Origin of the sequence: Cognatilysobacter xinjiangensis (assembly GCF_014651995.1) — a bacterium.
Lineage (GTDB): Bacteria > Pseudomonadota > Gammaproteobacteria > Xanthomonadales > Xanthomonadaceae > Cognatilysobacter > Cognatilysobacter xinjiangensis.
The window spans coordinates 1511575-1531079 of sequence record NZ_BMXY01000001.1 but is presented as its reverse complement, the minus strand read 5'-3'; the positions used below and the strand labels follow the sequence as shown (position 1 = coordinate 1531079).

19 protein-coding genes are annotated in these 19505 nt (G+C 70.7%); 14 read left to right on the top strand and 5 right to left on the bottom strand.

Annotated elements, in window-relative coordinates; genetic code table 11:
• The first annotated feature begins 85 nt into the window (after window positions 1-85).
• The 5 genes from lepB to recO all read left to right on the top strand — a co-directional run bounded on the left by lepB (window position 86) and on the right by recO (window position 3839).
• Window positions 86-889 (top strand): signal peptidase I, encoded by an 804-nt coding sequence (gene lepB / locus IE066_RS07305; protein WP_189448241.1) that lies wholly within the window; start codon window positions 86-88, stop codon window positions 887-889.
• A 34-nt stretch (window positions 890-923) separates the two neighbouring features.
• On the top strand, window positions 924-1298 hold the full coding sequence (locus IE066_RS07300; protein ID WP_189448239.1) for a DUF4845 domain-containing protein: 375 nt from the start codon (window positions 924-926) through the stop codon (window positions 1296-1298).
• Window positions 1299-1301: 3 nt separating this feature from the next.
• Entirely contained in the window at window positions 1302-1964 is a 663-nt protein-coding gene (rnc, locus tag IE066_RS07295) for a ribonuclease III (RefSeq protein ID WP_189448237.1), read from the top strand.
• A gap of 42 nt (window positions 1965-2006) precedes the next feature.
• Window positions 2007-2903 carry a GTPase Era gene (gene era, locus IE066_RS07290; RefSeq protein ID WP_425488908.1) on the top strand — a complete coding sequence of 299 codons (897 nt, stop codon included), beginning with the start codon at window positions 2007-2009 and terminating at the stop codon, window positions 2901-2903.
• Between the two features lie 186 nt (window positions 2904-3089).
• Window positions 3090-3839, top strand: a complete 750-nt coding sequence (recO, locus tag IE066_RS07285) for a DNA repair protein RecO (protein WP_189448232.1) — start codon at window positions 3090-3092, stop codon at window positions 3837-3839.
• On the opposite strand, the gene IE066_RS07280 is transcribed toward recO, so the two are convergent.
• The gene (locus IE066_RS07280) at window positions 3821-4537 is read right to left on the bottom strand and encodes a response regulator (RefSeq protein WP_189448230.1); all 717 of its coding nucleotides are present in this window, start codon (window positions 4535-4537) and stop codon (window positions 3821-3823) included. The genes recO and IE066_RS07280 overlap by 19 nt on opposite strands.
• A gap of 34 nt (window positions 4538-4571) precedes the next feature.
• Here IE066_RS07280 and IE066_RS07275 point away from each other — a divergent pair, with 34 nt between their 5' ends.
• The 8 genes from IE066_RS07275 to IE066_RS07240 all read left to right on the top strand — a co-directional run bounded on the left by IE066_RS07275 (window position 4572) and on the right by IE066_RS07240 (window position 12529).
• Window positions 4572-6587, top strand: coding sequence for a translocation/assembly module TamB domain-containing protein (locus tag IE066_RS07275; protein WP_189448228.1), 2016 nt, complete (start codon window positions 4572-4574; stop codon window positions 6585-6587).
• A gap of 73 nt (window positions 6588-6660) precedes the next feature.
• Window positions 6661-7284 carry a YdbL family probable chaperone protein gene (locus IE066_RS07270; RefSeq protein ID WP_189448226.1) on the top strand — a complete coding sequence of 208 codons (624 nt, stop codon included), beginning with the start codon at window positions 6661-6663 and terminating at the stop codon, window positions 7282-7284.
• A 132-nt stretch (window positions 7285-7416) separates the two neighbouring features.
• Entirely contained in the window at window positions 7417-8733 is a 1317-nt protein-coding gene (rlmD, locus tag IE066_RS07265) for a 23S rRNA (uracil(1939)-C(5))-methyltransferase RlmD (protein WP_189448224.1), read from the top strand.
• 548 nt (window positions 8734-9281) lie between these two features.
• Window positions 9282-9767 (top strand): CYTH domain-containing protein, encoded by a 486-nt coding sequence (locus IE066_RS07260; RefSeq protein ID WP_189448222.1) that lies wholly within the window; start codon window positions 9282-9284, stop codon window positions 9765-9767.
• A 70-nt stretch (window positions 9768-9837) separates the two neighbouring features.
• Window positions 9838-10833, top strand: coding sequence for a beta-N-acetylhexosaminidase (gene nagZ, locus IE066_RS07255; protein WP_189448221.1), 996 nt, complete (start codon window positions 9838-9840; stop codon window positions 10831-10833).
• The gene (locus IE066_RS07250; protein ID WP_189448219.1) at window positions 10833-11402 is read left to right on the top strand and encodes a hypoxanthine-guanine phosphoribosyltransferase; all 570 of its coding nucleotides are present in this window, start codon (window positions 10833-10835) and stop codon (window positions 11400-11402) included. The genes nagZ and IE066_RS07250 overlap by 1 nt, the downstream gene beginning before the upstream one ends.
• Before the next feature lie 50 nt (window positions 11403-11452).
• Entirely contained in the window at window positions 11453-12220 is a 768-nt protein-coding gene (locus IE066_RS07245; protein ID WP_189448217.1) for an S-methyl-5'-thioinosine phosphorylase, read from the top strand.
• 105 nt (window positions 12221-12325) lie between these two features.
• Window positions 12326-12529 (top strand): cold-shock protein, encoded by a 204-nt coding sequence (locus tag IE066_RS07240; RefSeq protein WP_189448215.1) that lies wholly within the window; start codon window positions 12326-12328, stop codon window positions 12527-12529.
• Window positions 12530-12615: 86 nt separating this feature from the next.
• Here the strand turns inward: IE066_RS07240 and IE066_RS07235 are convergent, their stop codons facing one another.
• Genes IE066_RS07235 through IE066_RS07220 form a run of 4 tightly spaced genes read right to left on the bottom strand, consistent with a single transcriptional unit; the run spans window position 12616 to window position 16417 of the window.
• Window positions 12616-14385 (bottom strand): ABC transporter transmembrane domain-containing protein, encoded by a 1770-nt coding sequence (locus IE066_RS07235; protein WP_189448213.1) that lies wholly within the window; start codon window positions 14383-14385, stop codon window positions 12616-12618.
• A complete protein-coding gene (locus tag IE066_RS07230) occupies window positions 14378-14971 on the bottom strand; it encodes an IMPACT family protein (protein ID WP_189448210.1) in 594 nt (197 codons plus the stop codon). Before IE066_RS07230 ends, IE066_RS07235 begins: the two co-directional genes overlap by 8 nt.
• Window positions 14972-14978: 7 nt before the next feature.
• Complete coding sequence (locus IE066_RS07225; RefSeq protein ID WP_189448208.1) at window positions 14979-15866, bottom strand: hypothetical protein; 888 nt, start codon at window positions 15864-15866, stop codon at window positions 14979-14981.
• On the bottom strand, window positions 15863-16417 hold the full coding sequence (locus IE066_RS07220; protein WP_189448206.1) for an RNA polymerase sigma factor: 555 nt from the start codon (window positions 16415-16417) through the stop codon (window positions 15863-15865). The genes IE066_RS07225 and IE066_RS07220 overlap by 4 nt, the downstream gene beginning before the upstream one ends.
• 215 nt (window positions 16418-16632) lie before the next feature.
• On the opposite strand from IE066_RS07220, the gene IE066_RS07215 reads away from it, so the two are divergent.
• The gene (locus IE066_RS07215) at window positions 16633-19503 is read left to right on the top strand and encodes a bifunctional diguanylate cyclase/phosphodiesterase (protein WP_189448204.1); all 2871 of its coding nucleotides are present in this window, start codon (window positions 16633-16635) and stop codon (window positions 19501-19503) included.
• Window positions 19504-19505: the final 2 nt, after the last annotated feature.

Genomic DNA, 19505 nt, shown 5'->3' with positions numbered 1-19505 from the left:
GCCGTGAGGCGGGCCGGGTGTCGGGAACCCGGGCCGCCTGCCGCGATCCAAGCTCCCGTCACGCACACCGCTTCCAAGGACTGCCATGCGCTGGTTCGAAATCATCCTCGTCGCGCTGACGCTCGTCAGCGGCCTCGTCTGGCTGCTCGACAAGCTGTTCCTGGCGCGCCGCCGCGCCGCCCGCGAAGGCCTGCTCGACAGCGCCGACGAGCCGGTGCTGGTCGACTACGCCAAGTCGTTCTTCCCGGTGCTCGCGGCGGTGCTGCTGCTGCGCAGCTTCGTGGCCGAGCCGTTCCGCATCCCGTCGAACTCGATGATGCCGACGCTGCTGACCGGCGACTTCATCCTCGTCAACAAGTTCAGTTACGGCCTGCGCCTGCCGATCACCAACTCGAAGGTGGTGTCGATCGGCGAGCCCAAGCGCGGCGACGTGGTGGTGTTCAAGCCGCCCCATCATCCGGAGCAGGATTGGATCAAACGCATTGTCGGCCTGCCGGGCGACCGGATCGCGTACCACAACAACCAGCTGATCGTGAACGGGCAGGCCATGCGCTACGAGCCGCTCGGCATCTACCAGGGCGTCGGAAACGGCGCGGAGATGACGGGCGCCGAGGAGCTGATGGAAGCGCTTCCGGGACGCCCGCATCACGTGCTCGAGGCCACCGATCGCGTGATGGACCCGGGCGAGGGCGAGTGGGTGGTGCCCGCCGGCCACTATTTCGTGATGGGCGACAACCGCGACAACAGCGAGGACAGCCGGTACTGGGCCACGCACTTCCTCCCCGAGTCCAACCTGCGAGGCAAGGCCTTCCTGACCTGGCTGAACTGCGAGGGCTGGTTCTGCTCCGGCGCCTTCGACGCCTCGCGCATCGGCAATCGGATCCAGTGATATCGTCCGCCTCACGGACTTTGGGGAGAGAGTCATGAGACGTCGTCAGCAGGGCCTGACCCTGACCAGCTTCATCCTGGTGCTCGCCGTGGTCGGCGTGTTCCTCTACGTCGGCATGAAGGTGGTGCCGATGTATTCCGAGTACTACTCGGTCAAGCGTGCGCTGGAAGGCATGGCGGGCGAGGCCGGCATGTCGGACAACAACCCGGAGAAGATCAAGGATCTGTTCTTCCGGCGCATGGACATCAACTACAGCGAGAACGTGAAGCCCGAGAACGTCAAGCTCAAGCGCAAGGAAGGCGGCTGGGTGATGACGGTGGACTACGACGTGCAGCGTCCGCTGATCGCGAACCTCGACGTCGTGGGCCATTTCCACGCCGAGAAGGAATTCAGGCGCATCGCCGACTGACGCGTGGAGAAGGCGCTGGGTCATCGCTTCCGTCGACCGGAGCTTCTGGAGCAGGCGCTGCGGCATCGCAGCGCCGGCACGCCGCATAACGAGCGGCTGGAGTTCCTGGGCGACGCGCTGGTCAACCTGTTCATGGCCGAGGCGCTGTACACGCAGTGGCCGAAGGTCGACGAGGGCGCGCTGACGCGTGCCCGTGCCGAGCTGGTGCGTGAATCCTCGCTGGCCCGCATCGCGCGCGACCTCGAGCTGGGTGCCCGCCTCACGCTGGGCCCGGGCGAGATGAAGTCGGGCGGCCATCGCCGCGATTCGATTCTCGCCGACGCCGTCGAGGCGCTGGTGGCTGCGATCTACCTCGACAGCGATTTCGAGACCTGCCGCGCCGCCGTGCTGCCCTGGTTCGAGAAGGCGATGGCTGCGCTGCCGCCACCGAACAAGGTCGGCAAGGACGCCAAGACCCGCCTGCAGGAGTGGCTCCAGGGCCGGCAGAAGCCGCTGCCCGTCTACACGCTCATTTCCGAGGAGGGCGAGGAGCACGCCCGCACCTTCCGGGTGAGCTGTACGTTGGCCCAGCCCGAGATCGTGACGGAGGGCGAGGGCAGCTCGCGCCGGGCGGCCGAGCAGCTGGCCGCGGAAGCGGCGCTGGCGCGGATCGAAGCGACGCGCTGACGGCTCACGGCGCGTCGCGACGGCGCCCGTACAATGTCTCGGATGGATGCATCTCCTTTCCGCGCCGGCCACGTCGCCGTCATCGGCCGACCCAATGTCGGCAAGTCCACCCTGGTCAACGCGCTCGTCGGTGCCAAGATCAGCATCACCTCCAACCGCCCGCAGACCACGCGCCATCGCCTGCTCGGCATCGCGACCTTCCCGGCCGGCCAGCTGATCCTGCTCGACACGCCCGGCATCCATCGCGAACAGAAGCGTGCGATGAACCGGATGATGAACCGCGCGGCGCGTGGCGCCCTCGAAGGCGTCGATGCGGCACTGCTGGTCGTGCAGGCAGGGCGCTGGGACGACGAGGACGGCCTCGCCTACGACGCTCTGAAATCGGCCGGCGTCCCGGTGGTGCTGGTGGTCAACCAGGTCGACCGCCTGAAGGACAAGACCGCGCTGCTGCCCTACCTGGCGCGCGCTACCGAAGGCCGCGACTTCGCCTCCGTGCATCCGATCTCCGCGCTCAAGGAACTCGGCCTGCCGGATCTGGTGCGCGCGGTGCTGTCGCTGGTGCCCGAGCAGGAGGCGCTCTACGGCGAGGACGAGATCACCGACAAGAGCCAGCGCTTCCTCGCGGGCGAGATGGTGCGCGAGCAACTGATGCGCCAGCTTGGCGACGAGTTGCCGTACGCCACCACGGTCGAGATCGAGCGCTTCGAGGTCGATGGCGCGCTGCTGCGCATCGGCGCGGTGATCTGGGTCGAGCGCCAGGGCCAGAAGGGCATCGTGATCGGCAAGGGCGGCGAGCGGCTGCGCGAGATCGGTGCCCGTGCGCGCCAGCAGATGGAGAAGCTGTTCGACGCCAAGGTCTTCCTCGAGACGTGGGTGCGCGTGCGCGAGGGCTGGTCGGACGACGAGGCCGCGCTGAAGTCGCTCGGCTATCACGACTGACCGGACGCGTGCGGCGGCGCGCTGACGCCTGGGCGGATAGCGGGCCGCGAGCGCTGCCGCCGTAGCCTTCGTCGACACGGGGACGACGCCGTTTCCGTCATCCGCGGACAGCGCCGTTCCACCGTCTTTTTCGATGCGTTCGCCGCCTGCGCCGCAGACTGGCGCGGCCGACCAGGAACCGCCGCCATGCAGCGCTACATCGAGGAAAACGCCTTCGTCCTGCACGCGCGGCCGTATCGCGAGACGAGCCTGCTGCTCGAGGTGCTGACCGCGCAGCACGGCCGCATCGGCCTGCTCGCGCGCGGCGTCACCGGGCCGCGCCGGCAGATGCTGCGCGCGGCGCTGCAGCCGCTGCAGTGGATCCGCTTCGACGCGCTGCAGCGGGGCGAACTCGCGCGGCTCACCGGCGCCGAGGCCGTCGACGCGGCGCCGCGGCTGGTGGGCGACGCCGCTCTTGCCGCCTTCTACGTCAATGAACTCACGTTGCGGCTCGCCCCGCGTAATGATCCCCAGCCCGACCTCTTCGCGGCCTATGCGCGCATGCGCGAGCGACTGCGCGCCGGCGAGCCGCTCGCCTGGACGCTGCGTCGTTACGAGCGCGACCTGCTGCAATCGATCGGGCTCGGCTTCGACCTCGCGTGCGACGGCGACGGCCAGCCGATCGATCCCGCAGCGCGCTATCGCCTCGATCCGGAGCACGGCCCGCGCCGCCTGCTGATCGACCGTGGCGCGGCCGACCGCAGCGATGCGCCGAGCGGGCAGGCGCTGCTCGCGCTGGCCGAGGATCGGATGCCCGCGGGCGGCGACCAGGCCTCGCTGCGCCGCGCTATGCGCCGCGTACTCGAACACCACCTCGGCCCGCGCGGGCTGACGTCCTGGCAAATGCTGGGGGAACTGTCGCGCGCCGGGGTCGGCGGTCAGCCTTCCGGAAACTGATCGAGCGTTTCCTGCAGTGTCGCGGCGAAACCCGGCCAGCCGGCGTTCGCATCCGTCGCGGCGAGCGTCGCCGCCGCATCGCCCAGGCGCGCCGCGCCGACGAAGCCGCAGCTCGCGCGCAGGCGATGCAGCGTCGAGCGCAGGTCCGCGTGGTCGCCGTCGTCGATCGCGGCGCGCAGGGTCGCTTCCAGGGCTTCCAGCTCCGGACGGAACAGGCCGCGCAGGGCGAACAGATGACCGCGATCGCCGAGCAGCGCGCGCAGTGCGCTGGCGTCATCCCACAACGGGCGCGTGGTGTCGGGCACCGCTGCGGTCGGCGCCTCGGCGACCAGGCCCAGCGCCATGCGTGCGGCCGCCACGATCTCCGCGGTCGACAACGGCTTGACCAGCACTTCGAGAAAGCCGGCCGCGAGCAGCGACTCGTGCTCCTCCACCTCGCGCGCGGCGGTATGCGCGATCGCGGGCGTGGTCGACCCGGTCCGCAGGATGCGCAGCAACGCATCGCCGCGGCCGTCGGGCAGGTTGGCGTCGAAGACCCAGAGGTCGTAGCCGCGCCCGGCGGCGAGCGCGCGGGCCTGCGCGCAGTCGCGGGCGAGGTCCACCTGCAGGGGCACCCGCGCGAGTGCGGCTTCGAGAAAGGCGGCGCTCACTGCGTCGTCCTCGACGAGCAGGGCGCGGAAGGGGCGATGGTCCGTCATCGTTGGTTGGCGTCCGGTGGGTATGCTGCCGCGGATGCCCATCCTACGCGCGCTGCTCGCCGTGCTGTTCGCCACGCTGGTCGTGGCCATGCCCGCGCAGGCGCGTTCGGCGCATGCGCGCATCGCGCGCGTGGCCTCGCCCGTGGGCACGATGGCGGGCGTGCGGGTCGACCTCGACTGGCCCGCCGGCGCGACGCAGGGCGCACTGCGGCTGCGCGCGGAACGCGTGGACGCCCCCGACCTCGGCTTCCGCTTCGCATCGCTCGACTGGCGCTGCGTGCTGCGGCGCGACGGCTGGTCGCGGTGGCAGTGCGAAGGCCCGGCGCAGACGACGGCCGGCACGATGCGCCTCGCGGTCGACATCGACGAAAAGGGCCTCGACGCCGAACTCGTGCGCGGGCCGAGCCGGATATCCGTCGAGCGCCGCGGCGACGCGCGCGACCCGACGCGTGTCGACCTCACCGCGATTCCACTTGCATGGTTGCACGGCCTGCTCGCGAAGGCATGGCCGCAGGGCCAGCTGAAGGCGGGCGAAGGCGACGCGCGCCTGCGCATCACGACGCCTGCCGATGGCCTGCGCATCGCCGGGCCGCTGGCGCTGCGCGGCGTCGCGTTCGACACGCCGGATGGCACGATCGCGGCCGAGGGCATGTCGGCGCAGCTCGACCTCGACATGCTGCTCGGCGACACCGACCGCGTCGCGCTGCGCGGGCGCCTCGGCGGCGGCGAAGCCTTGTTCGGCAGCGCCTATCTGGCGATGTCGGGCCGCATGGCGGACGTCGCGATCGAGGCCGAGCAGCGCGGCGCCTGCTGCTGGCGCATCCCGCGCTTCGACTGGCGCGATGACGGCGTGCTGCAGGCCGGCGGCGCGGTCGAATTCGGGCCGGATACTGCATTGCGGTCGATGCAGGCGCAGCTGCGCAGCGACGATCTCTCGCGGCTGCGCGATCCCTATCTCTCCGGCTGGCTCGGCGCGGCCGGGCTCGGCGACCTCGCGCTGCGCGGTGCGCTGCACGCCCGCATCGCGCTGCGCAACGGCGAACTCGAGTCGCTCGACGGTACGTTGTCGGGCGTGGATGTCGACGACCCGCGCGGGCGCTTCGCGCTGCACGGGCTCGGCGGCGATATGCGCTTCTCTGCCGCCGGGCCGGTCGACAGCCGACTGTCGTGGGACTCGGGCCACGTCTATGAACTCGGCTTCGGCGAGGCGACGCTGCCGATGCGCAGCGAACAGGGCCGTCTGGCGTTCGCGTCGCCGGTGGACATTCCGATGCTCGGCGGTCGCCTTCACTTCGATCATCTCGCCGTGCAGCCGCCGGCGGGTGGCGTAGGCGCGAGTGCGCAATTCGGCCTGGACGTGCAGTCGCTCGACATCGGCGAGCTGTCGAAGGCGCTGGGCCTGCCGGCGTTCACCGGTGAGCTTTCCGGCCGCATCCCCAACGCACGCTATTCCGCGCAGCAGCTGGTGTTCGACGGCGGCCTGTCGATGGCGCTGTTCGGCGGGCGCCTCGACGTGTCCGCGCTGTCGATGGAGCGCCCGCTCGGCGTCGCGCCCACGCTCAGCGCCGACATCGCCTTCGACGACATCGACCTCGAATCGCTCACCGGCGTGCTGGGATTCGGCAGCATCACCGGCAAGCTGGACGGCCGCATCGGCGGGCTGCGGCTGGTCGACTGGGAACCGGTCACGTTCGACGCCAGCCTGCGCACCGAGCGCCATCGCGGCGTGCGCCAGCGCATCAGCCAGCGCGCGGTGCAGGACCTGTCCAGCGTCGGCGACGCCTCGTTCGTGAGCAGCCTGCAGTCGCAGCTGATCGGCCTGTTCGACGACTTCGCCTATTCCGCGCTCGGCATCGATTGCCGCCTCGCCGACGGCGTCTGCCAGATGGGCGGGCTCGACGCGCGAGGGCCCGACAGCTTCACCATCGTGCGCGGCGGCGGCATTCCGTGGCTCACGGTGGTGGGCATCAACCGACGTGTGGACTGGCCGACGCTGGTCGAGCGGCTCGTCGCGGTCGGCAAGGGCGACGCGAAGCCCGTCGTCGACTGACGGCCCTGTTCACGTTTCGCCACGCTTCACGCATGCTTCGTCACGATCCGCCTCAACCAACTGGAGAACCCCGATGCGCCGCTGGCTGATGCTCCCGCCCCTCGCCGTCGCGCTGACCGCCTGCGTGACGATCAACGTGTACTTCCCCGCCGCCGAGGCACGGGAGGCCGCCAAGCAGTTCGTCGAGAAGGTGATCAACGAAACCGATGCGCCCGCCGAGAACGTGAAGCCGGGCGGTGGCAGCGCGTCGATCCGCGTGCCGTGGGACGAACGCGTGGCCGCGGGCCTCGCGCGCGTCGACTTCGCGTCGCTGATCGGCATCGGCAGCGCCCACGCGCAGTCGCAGCCCGACATCACGATCAAGACGCCGGCCATCCAGGCGATCCAGTCGCGCATGGAGCAGCGCTTCAACTCGCAGCTGCGCGCGGCCTTCGACGCCGGCGCCCTCGGTTTCACCGGCGACGGCATGATCACCGTGCGCGACGCGGCGCAGCTCGCGCTCAAGGATCGCGTGGCGGTGAACCAGGCCGTGGCGGAAGACAATCGCGACCGCGCGGCGGTGTACCGCGAGATCGCGGTCGCCAACGGCCACCCGGAATGGGAGCCGCGCATCCGCGAGGTGTTCGCCAAGCAGTGGATCGCCAGCGCGCGCAGCGGCTGGTGGTACCAGTCGGGCGGCAGCTGGAAGCAGAAGTAACGGTTTCGCGAGGCGCCCCGGGGCGCCGAACGGCGGCCCGCTTCGGCGGGCCGTCGCCTTTTCGGGGGTCATGGTTCAGGGCGCGCCGGCGGTTTCTGGGACAATGCGCGGCCGTTTTCCCGATGCAGCGCCGTGGCCCGTCTCGATCTCACCCCGTTTCCCGTCGACATCACCGACCTCACCCACGACGGCCGCGGCGTCGCGCGCCTGCCCGACGGCAAGGCCGTGTTCGTCGCGGGCGCGCTGCCGGGCGAGAAGGTCGTCGCCGTGCGCACGGCGAAGCACCGCAATTTCGACGAGGCCCGGGCGGTCGAGGTGGTCGAGGCCGCGCCGGAGCGCGTCGACCCGCGTTGCGGCCATTTCGGCACCTGCGGTGGCTGCGCGCTGCAGCACTTCGACGAGTCCAAGCAGATCGTCGCCAAGCAGCGCGTGCTGATGGAGAACCTCGAGCGCATCGGCCACGTCACGCCCAATGCCGTCCTCGAACCGCTGGTCGACGCGGCCTGGGGCTATCGTCGCAAGGGCCGCTTGTCGGTGCGTCGCGTGGAGAAGAAGGGCAAGACGCTGGTGGGCTTCCGCGAGGCGGACCCGCGCTTCGTCGCCGACATTTCCGAATGCCACACGGTGATTCCGGCGATCGGCTCGCGTATCGCCGCGATCTCCGCGCTGGTCGACAGCATGGACACCCGCCGCGAGATCCCGCAGATCGAATTCATCGCCGGCGACGACGCGATCGCGCTGACGTTCCGCCACCTCGCGCCGCTCACCGACGGCGACCGCGCGAAGCTCTCGGCCTTCGGTCGCGAGCAGGGCTTCTCGATCTACCTGCAGCCGGGCGGCATCGACAGCGTGCACCCGCTGGAGCCCGACGAGCCCAAGCTCGCCTTCCGCCTCGAGGACTGGGACATCGAGCTCAAGTTCCGTCCGCTCGACTTCATCCAGGTGAACGCCGGCCTCAACCGCCACATGATCCGCCGCACGATCGAGCTGCTCGACCCGCAGCCCGACGAGCGCGTGCTCGACCTGTTCGCTGGCCTCGGCAACTTCACGCTGCCGCTGGTGCGGCATGCGCGCGAAGTTGTCGGCGTGGAGGGCGACGCCGGCCTGGTGTGCCGCGCGCGCGAGAACATCACGCACAACGGCGTGGCGAACGTCGAGTTCCACGCGGCCGACCTCGCCAAGGACCTCTCCGGCGAACCGTGGATGCGCGAGTCCTTCGACAAGCTGCTGCTCGACCCGCCGCGCTCGGGCGCCGACTTCGTGCTCGCGCACCTGCCGCTCAAGCAGTTCAAGCGCATCGTCTACGTCAGCTGCCATCCGGCCTCGCTCGCGCGCGACGCCGGCTTCCTCGTCAACGAGAAGGGCTGGACGCTGAAGGCGGCCGGCGTGATGGACATGTTCCCGCACACCGCGCACGTCGAGTCGATCGCGGTGTTCGAGCCGCGGTGAGGTTGCTTCGAGCGCAGCGTCTTGCTGTTGGCGTTGTCGTCACTGCAGCAGCCGACATGGATCGTGAGACCCGAAGGGCGGCGGCCGTGGATGGCCGCCGTTCGCACCCGAGCCAGGATGGCGAGTGTGCGAATCCCGGCGTCGTGTCCGGTCGCGAGCTGTAGATCTGATCGGGGAAGGTGCTTTCTTTTGGTTACTTTTCTTTGCACCAGCAAAGAAAAGTGACTCGGGCGCGTGAGCGTCCGAAAGCTTCTGCTCCATTCGGTCGATCAGCCGCTAGCGAGAGCAACAGCAACAGCAACAGCGTTTCGCGCGCTATCGCGCCCGAGGTACTTTCTTTGCTGGCACAAAGAAAGTAACCAAAGAAAGTGCCTTCCCCGAGGTGAAGCACAGCTCGTGATCGGATACTGCGCGGGCGGCGGTCAGACTCGGCATCCTGCCTCGGCTGACCGCGACGGCCATCCATGGCCGTCGCCCTCCGGGCCGGCAGTTCACATGGCTGTTGGAAGGCGCCAGCACAGCAACGGCAAAAACAAGCGAGCCACGACATGCCCCTCGAAATAGAACGCAAATTCCTCGTCACCTCCAACGCCTGGCGCCGCGAGGCGACGAAGTCCGTCGAGATGGCGCAGGCCTACCTCAACGACCTCGCCACCCTCGATGCCGGCGCGATGAACGTGTCGGTGCGCGTGCGCATCCAGGGCGAGGAGGCCTTCCTCAACATGAAGTCGCGCGAGCTGGGCACCACGCGGCAGGAATTCGACTATCCGATTCCCGTCGATGACGCACGTGCGCTGCTGAAGCTCGCCGTCGGCGGGAAGATCGAGAAGGTCCGCCACTACGTCGAGCACGGCGGCCGCACGTTCGAGGTTGACGAGTTCCTCGGTGACAACGCGGGCCTGGTCGTCGCCGAGCTTGAACTCGACGATGCGGCCGCCGCCTACGAGCGGCCGGACTGGCTGGGCGAGGAGGTCACCGACGAAGCGCGCTATTACAACCTCGCGTTGGCCAGCCGGCCGTATTCGACCTGGTGAGGCCGCCGCTGCGCGTGGACGCCGGGCGGGGCACAATGCCGGCCCGACCCGGAAACTGGAGTGTCCCGACATGCTCGTGATCGGCGTGGCCGGCACCGAACTCACCGCGCAGGAGCGCGACTGGCTGCAGCACGATGCGTGCGGCGGCGTGATCCTCTTCAGCCGAAACTTCGCTTCGAAGCAGCAGGTGGCCGAGCTGTCGCAGGCCATCCGCGAGGCCGCGCCGCGGCCGCAGCTGGTCTGTGTCGACCAGGAAGGCGGCCGTGTGCAGCGCTTCCGCGACGGCTACAGCGCGTTCCCGCCGCTGGAGAAGTTCGACGAGCTCTACCGTCGCGATCCGGACGGTGCCCTCAGGCTCGCCACCGAGCACGCCTGGCTGATGGCCAGCGAGGTGCGCGCGACGGGCGTCGACCTGTCGTTCGCGCCGGTCGTCGATCTCGGCCGGGGCAACCGCGCCATCGGCGACCGTGCGTTCTCCGCCGATCCGCAGGTGGTCGCCGCGTTCACGCGCGCCTATGTCGAAGGCATGCACGCGGCCGACATGGCCGCGACCCTCAAGCACTTCCCCGGCCACGGCTCGGTGCTGGAGGACACGCACTTCGACGATGCGGTGGACCCGCGCCCGCTCGACGAGATCCGCGCGCTCGACCTCGTGCCGTTCGTGGCGGGCATCGATGCCGGCGCCGACGCGGTGATGATGGCGCACGTGAAGTACCCCGCGGTCGACCCCGATCCGGCCGGCTACTCGAAGCGCTGGATCGAGGACATCCTGCGCAAGGAGATGGGCTTCCGCGGCGTGGTGTTCTCCGACGACATCGGCATGGCGGCGGCCTTCTCCGCCGGCGGCATCAAGGCGCGCATCGACGCGCACCTCGACGCCGGCTGCGACGTGGTGCTGGTCTGCCATCCGGAACTGGTGCCCGAATCGCTCGCGGCCGTCGAAGGCCGCGCGCTCAATACGGCGTCGATGGCCGGCCTGATCGGCCGCGGCCCGCTGGCCTGGAAGCAGCTCATCGCCGACGATCGCTACGACGCGACCAAGCGCCGCATCGAGGGGCTCGCCTGATGGCCCGCGACATCGCCTGGGCGCTGGCCAACAGCGACCTGATCCACGACCGCGACACGCTGGAATCGGCGATCGCACGCATGGCGCAGCCGATCGCCGCGGACTTCGCGGGCAGCGTGCCGGTATTCCTGACGATCATGCACGGCGGCCTGCCGTTCGCCGGGCGCCTAGCGATGGAGATCGGCGCGCTGGGCGTCGATCTGGCCTTCGATTACCTGCACGCCACGCGCTATCGCGGCGCGACCAGCGGTGGCGAGCTCACCTGGAAGCACCGTCCCGCGACGCCGCTCGCCGGCCGCCGCGTGCTGCTGGCCGACGACATCCTCGACGAGGGCCACACGCTGCGCGGCATCGTGCAGTGGTGCCGCGACGAGGGCGCCGCCGAGGTGCGCATCGCCGCGCTCGCGGTCAAGAAGCACGACCGCTGCGTGGACGGCGTCTGCGCCGATTACCACGGCGTCGAAGTGCCGGACCGTTACGTGTTCGGCTACGGCATGGATTTCCAGGAGCAGGGCCGCAACCTGCCGGCCATCTATGCGCTGACCGACGAAGCGCTGCGCAACCTCTGAGCCGCGCGTGTCGCGGCATCGATGCGGGCACGCGTCCGCACGGAGACACCATGAGCGACATCGAACTTGCCGTCATCGGCGGCACCGGCCTGTACAAGCTCGCCGAGCTGCAGGACGTCCAGACCCTCGAGCCCGACACGCGCTTCGGCCGCGCGTCGGGACCGATCCGCGTAGGCACGCTGGACGGCCATCGCGTGGCCTTCCTCGCGCGCCACGGCGAGGGCCACTCGGTGCCGCCGCACAAGGTGAACTACCGCGCGAACCTCGCGGCGCTGCAGGCCATCGGCGCGCGGCGCGTGCTCGCGCTCAACACCGTCGGCGGCATCACCGAGCGCTTCGGCCCGCGCGTGCTGGCCTGCCCGGACCAGATCATCGACTACACCTGGGGCCGCATCTCCACGCTGTGCGAGGAAGGCGGCGAGGTACTGCACGTCGACATGGGCGAGCCGTACACGCCCGCGCTGCGCAACGCCGTGCTGCGCGCAGCCGCAGCGGCCGGCGTCGCGATGGTCGACGGCGGTTGCTATGGCGCCACGCAGGGGCCGCGACTGGAAACGCGCGCCGAGATCGCGCGCATGCGCCGCGACGGCTGCGACCTCGTCGGCATGACCGGCATGCCCGAGGCCGGCCTCGCGCGCGAGCTTTCGCTGGACTACGCCTGCCTCGCGATCGTCGCCAACTGGGCGGCCGGCGCAGGCCCGCAGGTGGACGAGGTGATCACCCTGCAGGACGTGCTGGACAACGTCGCGGCGGCCACCGGACAGCTGCCGGCGCTGCTCGCGGCGCTGCTGGAAGCAGGGTTCGACGAGGCCCGCTGAGGCGATTGTCAAGCGGCTGCGGCGTTTGCATACTCGGCCGCGCGGCCGCGACCTGAACGGGGCACCGCGGCGCGCCAACGCTCCCAGCATGAGGTCATCAAGGATATGCAGTACGGCACCGTGAAATGGTTCAACGATGCGAAGGGATTCGGCTTCATTTCGCCTGAAGACGGCTCTGCGGATGTGTTCGTGCACTACTCGGCGATCAACTCGAAGGGCTTCCGCAGCCTGCAGGAAGGCCAGCGTGTCTCGTACGAAGTGACCCAGGGGCCGAAGGGCATGCAGGCCTCGGGCGTGGTTCCGGCCTGACGGCCGCGGGCCGATACTTACCGAAAGGCCCCGCATCGCGGGGCCTTTTTTCATTCCGGCGACGCCGCGGCGATGCGCCCATGCGGCTAGTCGATGAACTGCAGCCGCGCGAGTTCGGCGTACAGCCCGCCCTGCGCCATCAGCTCGGCATGGCTGCCCTCGGCGACGATGCGCCCGGCATCCATCACCACGATGCGGTCGGCCTTCAGCACGGTCGCGAGGCGGTGCGCGACGACCAGCGTCGTGCGGCCGTCCATCAGCTCGTCGAGCGCCTGCTGCACCGCTGCCTCGCTCTGCGCGTCGAGCGCGCTGGTCGCCTCGTCAAGCAGCAGCACCGGCGCGTCGCGCAGCACCGCGCGGGCGATCGCGATGCGCTGCTGCTGGCCGCCCGACAGCCGCGCGCCGCGCTCGCCGACCGTGGTGTCCAGACCCTGCGGCAGCGCCTGCACGAAGTCCGTGGCATGTGCGGCGCGGATCGCCTCGTCGATCGCGGTGTCGTCGGCGTCGAGCCGCCCGTAACGCACGTTCTCGCGCACGCTGGCGGCGAACAGCGTCGGATGCTGCGCGACCAGCGCGATCTCGCTGCGGAGCGCCGCCGGGTCGAGCTGATCGATCGGCACGTCGTCGAGCCGGATCGTGCCGGACGAGGGGTCGTGGAAGCGCAGCAGCAGCGAGAACACGGTGCTCTTGCCGGCGCCCGAGGGCCCGACCAGCGCGACCGTTTCGCCCGGCCGCACGACGAGGCTGAAATCGCGCAGTACCGGGCGCTCTGGCTCGGCCGGGTACGCGAAGCTCACGTGATCGAACTCGATCGCACCCTGCACCGGGCGCGGCAGTGCGCGCGGCGTGGCGGGCGCGGTGACGCGGGGTGATTCCTCCAGCAGTTCGGCGATGCGGCCCATGCCGCCGGTGGCGCGTTGCAGCTCGTTCCAGACTTCGGCCAGCGCGCCGACCGATCCGCCGCCGACCAGCGCGTACAGCACGAACTGCGCGAGGGTCCCGCCGCTCATGCGCCCGGCCACCACGTCGTGCGCGCCGAGCCACAGCACCAGCGTGATCGCGCCGAACACCAGCGAGATCGCGACCGCGGTGACGATGGCCTGCGCGCCGATGCGCTTGCGCGCGGTGGCGACGGCGGACGCCAGCGCCTCGCCGAAGCGTCCGCGCTCGTAGGGCTCGCGCGCATGCGCGCGCACCGTCGACACCGCGCCCAGCGTTTCCGCGGCGACGGCATTGGCGTCGGCGATGCGGTCCTGGCTGGCGCGCGCGATCTTCCGCAGGCGCCGCGCGCCGATGACGATGGGCGCGACCGCGAGCGGAATGCCCACCAGCGCGTACGACGCCAGCCGCGGGCTGGTCGCGAACAGCATCACGACGCCGCCGACCACGGTGACCGCGCTGCGCAGCGCCACCGACATCGTCGAGGCGACCAGCCCGCGCAGCAGCTCGGTGTCGGCCGACAGGCGCGAGACCAGCTCGCCCGAACGCGTGCGGTCATGGAAGGCGGCGTCGAGGCCCAGCAGGTGGGCGTACAGGCGATCGCGCAGGTCGGCGACGACGCGCTCGCCCAAGAGCGACACGAAGAAGAAGCGCGCGGCGGTCGCGACCGCGAGCAGCAACGCGACGCCGAGCAGGGGCAGAAACGCGCTGTCGATCGCGTCGGTGGTGCCGCTGGCGAAGCCGTGGTCGATGACGCGGCGGAACGCGAGCGGCAACGCCAGCGTGGCTGTCGACGAGACACCGAGCGCGACCAGCCACGAGGCGAACAGGCCGCGATGCCGCTGCACGAAGGGCCACAGCGTGCGCAACCCGGCAAGGCGCGAAACGGGCGGGGCGCCCCGGGCGGCGTCAGTCATCGGTATCGGTTTCCAGCAGTCGGACCCGGTCACGGGTGGCGTCGCGCAGGTGCGCTTTCAAGGCCGGCGCGCGATCGGCGGGCAGGCGCAGCAGGAGTTCGACGCCATCGCCATCGAAGCGCTCGTCGACACGCTCGGCGCCCATCGACGCGAGCGCGCCGTGCACCGCGCCGGTGTCGGCGAAGGCGTAGCGCACGCGCAGCGTCGCGGTCGGCACATGCTCGACCTTGTCGGCGAGCCGCAGGCATTCGGCCGCGCAGCCGCCGTAGGCGCGCACCAGGCCGCCGGCGCCGAGCTTGATGCCGCCGTACCAGCGCGTGACCACCACGACCACGCCGTCGACGCGCTGGCCGTCGATCGCCGCGAGGATCGGCCGCCCCGCAGTGCCTGAAGGTTCGCCGTCGTCGCTGGAGCGGTAGTCCTGCCCGATCCGGTAGGCCCAGCAGTTGTGCGTCGCATCGGGCTCGCGCACCTGCGCGAGGAAGGCGAGCGCGGCCTGCGGCGTGGCGACCGGCGCGGCCTGCGCCAGGAAACGGCTGTGCTTGATCTCCAGCGTCGCCGAGGCCGGCCCGGCGAGCGTCAGCATCGCGACGTCACGGTTGTTCGTCGCGCAGCAGCGGCTGCAGGTCGTCGGGCACCGGCACGCGCGGATGCGCGCTTCGGAAGCGCAGCAGGCTGGCGCGCGCGTCGGCGATGTCGCCGGCGTCGCGGCGCTCGCGGATGCGCGTCAGCCAGGCGCTCATGGTCAGGCGCGTGTCGGACTCGAGGTCCGGCAGGCCCGCGCGGCCGAGCCGGGAGCCGCTGACGGTGATGCGGTCGAGATCGACGGTGGGCTGCGCGGCGGCGCTCTCGTCGAACATGTAGCGGCTCTCCGCGACGTTCGCGGGTGGCGGCGGCGGGGCGGGAGGTGCGGGCGCCGGTGCCACGGCTGGCAGCGCCTGGCGCTCCGACGAGGCAGGCGCCGCCTCCGCGAGCGCGGTCGCGCGCGCCTCGGCCGCAGCGCGCGATGCCGCGGCCTGTGCAGGCGGAGCCGGGCGGGGTGCCGCCTTGCGGGCGCGTGGCGCCGGCGGAGGTGCGACGACGTCCGCGCGCTCGGCCGCAGGCGCGGCCGCCACCTCGACCTGCGCGGCCGCGGACGGTGCTGCCACCGCTGCCGGCGCCGGCTCCACGTCGACCACGATCTCGGTGCCGGCCCCCGGCAAACCGCCGCTGACGGGCGCCGGCCCCAGCGCGAACATGGGCTTGAGCTGCCAGGCCAGGCCGACCGCAGCGACCAGCACCGCGCAGGCGCCCACGGCGCGCGGCCAGCGGGGCTGGGGGCGACGCGGCGTGGCGGCGCTGCGGGCAGCCGCGAGGATGCGTGCGTCCAGGGCAGCCGAAGGCCCGGCTGCCGCGTCCAGCCTGGCGAGGCGCGCGGCAACCTCGCGCTCCTCGGCGGAGAGCGGATCGTCGTGCAGCGGCTCGAGCGGTCGGGCAGTCATGGGGCGAGTCTCGCGCGCAGTTTGTCCATCGCGTATCGAAGGCGCGATTTCACGGTTTCGCGGCCGGCACCGGTGATGTCGCCGATCTGTTCCAGCGTCAGTTCCTGTTCCAGCCGAAGCAGCAGCACCTCGCGCTGCTCCTCGGGCAGTTCGTCCAGCGCCATGCGCAGGCGACGACGCTGCTCGAAATCACTCAACGTCCGTTCGGGCGTATCGGGGTCGGCGACGGCCTCGATACGGGCTTCGGCGTCGGCGGGAGCGGCCGGGCGATGCTTCGCCGCGCGCCAATGGTCGTTCAGCCGATTGTGGGCGATGCGGTAGAGCCACGTGCTGAACGCGGCGTCCGGGCGCCAGCCGTCGCGGGCGGCGATCACACGCTGCCAGACGTCCTGGAAGATCTCGTCGGTGAGCGCGCCGTCGCGCAGCTGGCGCAGCAGAAAGCGGTACAGGGGGCCCTTGTGGCGGGCGTAGAGCTGTTCGAACGCGCGCACGTCGCCGGCGGCCCAGGCCCGCATGAGCACATCGTCGGTGGAAGCGGCCGGGCCGTTCATCGGCGGCAGGGTACGGGGCGGACCCGGCGGGGTACAGCCCCGGCCGCTCCGGGGCGATCTTTTGCCACTTCCGTCCTTGGGGCGATCACGTATTCTCGGGATCGCCCGCGAGACGGGCGAGTGCCGGCCGGTGGACTGCGGCGACCGGCGGGCTCCGGCCCGCCCAGTGACAGGGGGAAGTGGCGTTGCGGAAACCCGATCCAGCGGACAGTGCGATGCGCCGTGCCCGTCGGCACGACCTGCTCGCTGCGCTGGAAGCCGGCCTGCCCGCCGAGACGCGCCTGGCTGCCGGCTGGCGCGAGCGCGATGAGGTCACCGTGTGCGCCGGCGAGCCCGTCGACAGCGCGCTGACCGACGCGGTCCGCGCCGCGCTGGAGCCCGACGCGGCGTCGCCGCCTTCCGGCCTGTTCGTCGAACGCTGGCCGCTGCCCGGGGGGCGCTACGCCGCGGTTGCCGCCCGCGTGGCCGGCGAGTTCGATCCCGACCTGCGCATGAGCTGGTCGGAGATGGCGCGCTCGCTACTGGCGATCCACCTCGAATCCGAGCGCCTGCTGCGCCGCGCCGAGCTGCTCGAGAAATCCGAGCGCCTTCAGCAGGCGCTTTACGAGATCGCCGATCTCGCCGGCTCGGGCATCGAGCTCTCGGCGATGCTGCGCATGATCCACCACGTGATCGGCGGCCTGATGTACGCCGCCAATTTCTACATCGTGCTCTACGACGACGTGCGCGACACCGTGCGCTTCCTGTATTTCGCCGACGAGCGCGACGACTGGGTCGCCCAGCCGGACCGCGAGATCCCGGCGTCGGAGATGCCCAACAGCCTGACGCTCGCGCTGCTGCGACACGGCGATCCGGTACGCGGTTCGTCGGATGCCGTGCGGCGCCAGCTCGGCATCGTGCGCGATCCCTCGCACGGCCCCGACAGCGAGGATTGGCTGGGCGTGCCGATGCGCCGCGACGACCGCATCTGCGGCGCGATCGTCGTGCAGAGCTACGATCGTGGCGGCATGTACGGCGAAGAGGAGCGAGCGCTGCTGGCCTTCGTCGCGCAGCACATCCTCACTGCGCTGGAGCGCCACCTTGCGCGCGGCGAGCTGGAGGATCGCGTGCGCGAGCGAACGCACGCGCTGGAACGCCTGAACCAGGAACTGCAGGCCGAGATCGAGGAGCGCCAGCGCGCCGAGAAGCTGCAGAGCGCGCTGTTCCGCATCGCCGAGCTGTCGATCAGCGCGCCCTCGCTCGACGATTTCTATCGCGAGGTGCACGGCATCGTCGGCGAGCTGCTGTACGCGCGGAACTTCTATATCGCGATGATTTCCGAGGACGGCGAGCGGCTCGAATTCCCGTATTCGATCGACGAGCGCGACGGCCGCCGCCAGTCGCGCCCGCTGGGCTTCGGCCTGACCGAGTACGTGCTCACGCGCCGCCAGACGCTGCTGGTGCGCCGCGCCGACATCGAGCAGATGGCGGCCGAGGGCGAGCTGATCAGCCGCGGCTCGGCGGCCGCCTGCTGGCTGGGCGTGCCGCTGTGGCGCAACGACCAGGCCGTGGGCGTGATCGCCGTGCAGAGCTACACGCACGAGATCGAGTTCACCCGCCGCGACCAGGAGCTCCTGACCTTCGTCGCGCACCACATCGGAATCGGACTGGAGCGCAAGCGTTCGCAGGAGCAACTGCTGACCGCGCACGTCGAACTGGAACAGCGTGTCGAGGCCCGCACGCGCGAGCTGGCGCGCGCCAACCGCGAGCTGGTCGCGCAGATCGGCGAGCGCCTGCGGGCCGAGCAGCGGCTCACGCACCAGGCCCGCCACGACTCGCTGACCGGCCTGCCCAATCGTTCGCACCTGGTGGACTGCCTGACCGAGGCGATCGATACCACGCACAGCCATCCGCATTCGCTGTTCGCGGTGCTCTACCTCGACCTCGACCGCTTCAAGCTGGTCAACGACAGCGCGGGCCATTCGGCGGGCGACGAGCTGCTCATGGAGGCCTCGCGGCGCATCGCGTCCTGCATTCGCCCCGGCGACGTTGTCGCGCGCTTGGGCGGCGACGAGTTCGCGGTGCTGGTGCACGAGCTCGACAGTGTCGCGACGGTGGAGCGTCTGGCCGGCCGCATCCTCGAAGTGCTGGGCCAGCCGTGGTGGGTGGCCGGGCGCGAAGTGTTCCCGTCAGCGAGCGTGGGCATCGCGCTCTGGCATCCGCGCTACCGCAGCGGCAGCGAGCTGCTGCGCGACGCCGACGCCGCGATGTACCGCGCGAAGGCGGCGGGCCGCGGCCGCTGGGCCACCTTCGATGAAGCCATGCGCGAGGAGGCCATGCGCATCCTCGACCTCGAGGCCGACCTGCGGCGCGCGATCAACGGCGAGGGCTTCGTCGCGTTCTACCAGCCGATCGTGCGGCTGTCCGATCGACGCGTGGTGGGCCATGAGGCGCTGCTGCGCTGGCAGCAGGCGGGCGGCGAACTGCTGTCGCCGTCGTCGTTCATCGGCGTGGGCGAGAACAGCTCGTTGATCGAGGAAGTGGACTGGCTGGTGTACGCGCAGGTCGCCGACCGCATCGCGCATACGCAGGGCGGCTACATCTCGGTCAACGTGTCACCGCGGCATTTCCGAGACAGCGCGTTCGCCGACCGCCTGCTGCGCCTGCTCGACAAGGCGAAGGCGGATCCGCGCCGCCTGCGCATCGAGATCACCGAGGTCGCGCTGCTCGAGGAAGCGCCGCGCGTGCTCAACATGCTCAAGCACCTGCGCGGGCACGGCGTGCTGGCGCAGCTGGACGACTTCGGCACCGGCTTCTCGGCGCTCTCCTACCTGCATCGTTTCCCCATCGAATGCCTGAAGATCGACCAGAGCTTCATCGCCGGGCTCGGCAGCGAGACACGCGTCGAGAGCGAGGCCGTGGTGCGCGCGATCCAGGCACTGGCCGGGTCACTCGGCATCCACACCGTGGCCGAAGGCATCGAGAACGTGCACCAGCAGCGCGTGGTGCGCGAGCTCGGCTGCACGCTGGGGCAGGGCTACCTGTACGGCCGCCCGCTGCCGGAGCTGGTCAGCGTGATCGAGGAAGTGGAGACGCTGGCCGGCTGAGC